The 4079-nt window shown below is 69.9% G+C and carries 6 protein-coding genes and 1 riboswitch; of the genes, 3 read left to right on the top strand and 3 right to left on the bottom strand.

Annotated elements, in window-relative coordinates; genetic code table 11:
* The coding region (locus L0H79_RS21290; protein WP_301486708.1) for a hypothetical protein at positions 1 to 266 on the bottom strand (266 nt) is incomplete at its 3' end.
* Positions 267 to 467: 201 nt separating this feature from the next.
* On the opposite strand from L0H79_RS21290, the gene rplU reads away from it, so the two are divergent.
* The 3 genes from rplU to obgE all read left to right on the top strand — a co-directional run bounded on the left by rplU (position 468) and on the right by obgE (position 2755).
* Positions 468 to 776 carry a 50S ribosomal protein L21 gene (gene rplU, locus L0H79_RS21285; RefSeq protein ID WP_301486709.1) on the top strand — a complete coding sequence of 103 codons (309 nt, stop codon included), beginning with the start codon at positions 468 to 470 and terminating at the stop codon, positions 774 to 776.
* A gap of 48 nt (positions 777 to 824) precedes the next feature.
* On the top strand, positions 825 to 1103 hold the full coding sequence (gene rpmA / locus L0H79_RS21280; protein ID WP_301486706.1) for a 50S ribosomal protein L27: 279 nt from the start codon (positions 825 to 827) through the stop codon (positions 1101 to 1103).
* 128 nt (positions 1104 to 1231) lie between these two features.
* On the top strand, positions 1232 to 2755 hold the full coding sequence (gene obgE / locus L0H79_RS21275) for a GTPase ObgE (protein ID WP_301486704.1): 1524 nt from the start codon (positions 1232 to 1234) through the stop codon (positions 2753 to 2755).
* Positions 2756 to 2899: 144 nt separating this feature from the next.
* Here obgE and L0H79_RS21270 read toward each other — a convergent pair whose 3' ends face one another.
* Positions 2900 to 3385 carry an OsmC family protein gene (locus L0H79_RS21270; RefSeq protein WP_301486703.1) on the bottom strand — a complete coding sequence of 162 codons (486 nt, stop codon included), beginning with the start codon at positions 3383 to 3385 and terminating at the stop codon, positions 2900 to 2902.
* A gap of 141 nt (positions 3386 to 3526) precedes the next feature.
* A complete protein-coding gene (locus tag L0H79_RS22355; protein WP_367652510.1) occupies positions 3527 to 3631 on the bottom strand; it encodes a putative leader peptide in 105 nt (34 codons plus the stop codon).
* Between the two features lie 10 nt (positions 3632 to 3641).
* A riboswitch (SAM riboswitch) is annotated at positions 3642 to 3757 on the bottom strand.
* Positions 3758 to 4079: the final 322 nt, after the last annotated feature.

Here is a 4079-nt window from a genome sequence, read left to right as displayed (position 1 = left end):
CTGCCCAACCGGCCGAGCCCGCCCAACCGGCCGAGCCTGCCCAACCGGCCGAGCCTGCCCAACCGGCCGAGCCCGCCCAACCGGCCGAGCCCGCCGGGCAGGACGTGTCGGTCGAGCTTCCAGAACCTGCCGAGCGGGACGAGCCCATCGAACCCGCCGAGCAGGTCGGGCCGGTCGAGCCCACGGAGCCCGAGCGGCGGCCCCGGCGTCACCGTGGCCGCGTCATCGCCCCGGCCGGCCCGCCCGGTGCCGGCCACGTCACGCATGTGGTCTCCGCCGGCCATGCCGACGACACCGGCGGCGCTCCCGTGACAACCGCCGAGTCCGCTGCAGAGGGCTCGCCGGCTGGTTTGTGAGCACTGCCCGGCAGCCGGTACTGTTGATCCTCGGTGTGCCCACCGGGCCCGTGTTGACGGGCCGGTGCCAGAAGCGGCATACCAGTTCCTGATCAGAGAGTGAGTTTCACTGTGTACGCGATTGTTCGCGCTGGCGGTCGCCAGGAGAAGGTCTCGGTGGGCGATGTGCTGCTCGTCGACAAGATGGCGGGGCAGCCGGGCGACCCGGTCGAGCTCACGCCGCTGCTCCTCGTCGATGGCGGGGTGGTCACCTCCGATTCCGACGCACTCGCGAAGGCATCCGTGACGGCCGAGGTGGTGGGAGCGGCCAAGGGCCCCAAGATCACGATCATGAAGTTCAAGAACAAGACCGGCTACCGGAAGCGCCAGGGTCATCGCCAGCCGCTGACCCAGGTCAAGATCACCGGCATCGACGCCTGACCGCCCGCGCGGCGCCTCGGCACACAGACTCACCAAGGAGCAACTGACATGGCACACAAGAAGGGTGCGTCCTCGTCCCGCAACGGGCGCGACTCGAACGCACAGCGGCTCGGCGTCAAGCGCTACGGAGGCCAGCAGGTCAACGCCGGCGAGATCATCGTGCGGCAGCGCGGCACGCACTTCCACCCCGGAGACGGTGTCGGTCGGGGCAGCGACGACACGCTCTTCGCGCTCGTTGCGGGCGCCGTCAAGTTCGGCACGAAGCGCGGCCGCAGGACGATCAGCATCGAGCCGGACGAGGTTGCCGTCTCGGTCGCCGCGGAGTGACCCACTGACCTGAAGTGTGTGAAGGGCGGGCCCACGGGCCCGCCCTTGCGCGTGCTCGCCCGCTGAGCGGCATACCCCGGCCTCGTTCGTATGCCGCCCACCCGGCTCGATCTGGAAGAGTGACTGTCATGGCAACGACCTTCGTCGACCGCGTCGTGCTGCACGTGGCCGCCGGCAACGGTGGCCACGGCGTCGCGTCGGTGCGCCGCGAGAAGTTCAAGCCGCTCGGCGGGCCCGACGGCGGCAACGGCGGGCGCGGCGGGTCGGTGATCCTGCGTGTCGACCCGCAGTCGACGACGCTGCTCGACTACCACCGCAGCCCGCACCGGCGGGCCGAGAACGGCAAGCCGGGCGCCGGCGACGAGCGCAACGGAGCCGACGGCGGCGACCTCGTGCTGCCCGTCCCGGAGGGCACCGTCGTCAAGGATGCGGACGGGACGGTCCTCGCGGACCTCGTCGGGCTGGGCACCGAGCACGTGGTGGCCCGGGGCGGTCGTGGCGGCCTCGGCAACAAGGCACTGGCCTCGCCGCGCCGCAAGGCCCCCGGGTTCGCGCTGCTCGGGGAGCCGGGGGAGGCACGCGATGTCGTCCTCGAGCTGAAGACGCTCGCCGACGTGGCCCTCATCGGCTTCCCGAGTGCCGGCAAGTCCTCCCTCGTGTCGGTGCTGTCTGCGGCGAAGCCGAAGATCGCGGACTACCCGTTCACGACCCTCGTGCCGAACCTCGGCGTCGTGACGGCAGGCACCGTCCGCTTCACGATCGCAGACGTGCCCGGCCTCATCCCGGGCGCCCACGAGGGGCGTGGGCTGGGGCTCGAGTTCCTGCGCCACGTGGAGCGGTGCTCGGTGCTCGCCCACGTCATCGACTGCGCGACCCTGGAGCGGGGCCGTGACCCGCTCACCGACCTCGAGGTCATCGAGCGCGAGTTGTCCCTCTACGTGCCCGACGCGGGCCTCGGGGGCCGGCCGCTCACCGAGCGGACCCGGGTCATCGTGCTGAACAAGGCCGACGTGCCCGAGGCGCGCGAGCTGGCCGAGCTGGTCCAGCCCGACCTAGAGGCGCAGGGCTACGAGGTGTTCGTCGTCTCGGCGGTCGCGCACACCGGCCTCAAGGAGCTGACCTTCGCGCTCGCCCGCCTCGTAGAGCAGGCTCGCGCCGAGCTGCCTGAGCTGACGCCGCAGCGAGTCGTGCTGCGCCCCAAGGCGGTCGACGACACCGGCTTCGAGGTGCGCAAGGAGCGCGGCCCCGACGGTGAGTTCTTCCGGGTGGTCGGCGAACGGCCGACGCGATGGGTGCAGCAGACCGACTTCGCCAACGACGAGGCGGTCGGCTACCTCGCCGACCGGCTCGCCCGGCTCGGCGTCGAGGACGAGCTCTACCGGGCCGGCGCCGTCCCAAGCGACACGGTCGTCATCGGTGCGACCGACGACGCCGTCGTCTTCGACTGGGAGCCGACGCTGCAGTCCGGTGCCGAGCTGCTCGGGGCACGGGGCACCGACCTGCGCCTGCAGGACTCGGGCCGGCTCACGCGAGGTGAGAGGCGTGAGGCGATGAAGGACCGATACGCCGCCCGGGCCGCTACGCAGGCCGAGCTCGAGGCGGAGCGTGAGTCCGGCCTCTGGCACCTCGCCGACGAGCCCGACGACGCCTGATCGGGCCACCTTTCCGCACGCTCCACAGCTCCCTCTCGAGCGGGCACCAAGTGCCCTTCGAGCGGTCACGAACCACCGCTCGAGAGGCAACCGGCATGCGGGTCTGTTCTCGAGGCGCGCCAACCGCCTGCTGCCCGGGTGGCCTCAGGCGACTGCGTACGTGGTGCGTACGGGGACGGTGTTGCCAAGCCCGTCGAGGACGGGGCAGTGCTCCTCGACTGCCTGCGTGAGCTCGTCGTAGCGCTCGGGCGTCTCGGGGCCGGAGAGCTGGACCGACACGTCGATCGACTCGAACCCGGGGCGCACCCCCTCGGCGAGCCCGAAGAACCCTCGGAGATCGATCTCACCTGCCAGAGCGATGTCGACCTCGTCCAGCTGGATGTCGAGCTTCTGCGCCCACACCTGGAAGGTGATGACCTGGCAGGCGCCGAGCGCGGCCAGGAGGTGTTCGACCGGGTTGGCCCCCTTGTCGGTGCCGCCCAGACTCTCCGGTTCGTCGATCGTGAAGGAGCGCGAGCTCGCCTCGACGCGGACCTGGGTGGCCGTGCCGGTGACGAGCGTGGTGCGGACCTCCGGGCGAATCAGCTGTGGCTCGGTGGTCGGTGCAGCGGTCTCGTGAGTGGTGGTCATGGTCTGTTCCTCCAAAGCATTCGATGGTATGGCGAATCGTCGGGTTCCGCGCGGAGCCGCACCGAATCGCGCTGGCTCACAAGAGAGCTCAGTGGAGTGGGGCGTGCTGCGCGTCTGTGAGAGGTTCTTGGTACGTCGTGGTCACTGCTCAGATGCAGGAGTCCAGGGGCGACATGCGCAGGTGGTGACGCGGAGCAGGTCGATATGAAGTCGACGGGTGAGCGCGGGTGGCGCGAGGTGAGTCATGCAGAGGCCTTTCTCATCTTTCCCGCGGCGCGGGACGGACGTGGCACCTGTCGGCTCCGAGGATCTCGGAGTGCCGGGTTGCCGGGGCTTCATCGGGCCGTGTCCCTCTGCCCCTCTGGATGAGCGGTATGACGTTGTGCTGCGACTGTAGCGAAGCCCGTCCATCTCGCGCATGCTGGCGACCGGATGCTGGACCTCCAGGCTGGGCTGAACCTGGATCTCCGCGGTCGGGGAGTCCTGCGGGCACAGGTCGAGCGCCATCCTTGCAGCACGTACCGACAATGACTCATGTAGTCGAATCCATGCCTATGTCAACGAGATTCGCCTGCTTGATGCCTTCACAACGTGTGCGCGATCGAGTAGAATCGAACACATGATCGAGCAGATCTTGAGGTTCGAGACGGTGGGAGGGGCTGTCACCGCTGGCGTTCCGCCGTGCTCGGGCGTC

The sequence above is a fragment of the Intrasporangium sp. genome, assembly GCF_030452765.1.
Taxonomy (GTDB): domain Bacteria; phylum Actinomycetota; class Actinomycetes; order Actinomycetales; family Dermatophilaceae; genus Intrasporangium_A.
This window is presented reverse-complemented; position numbering and strand designations above follow the sequence as displayed.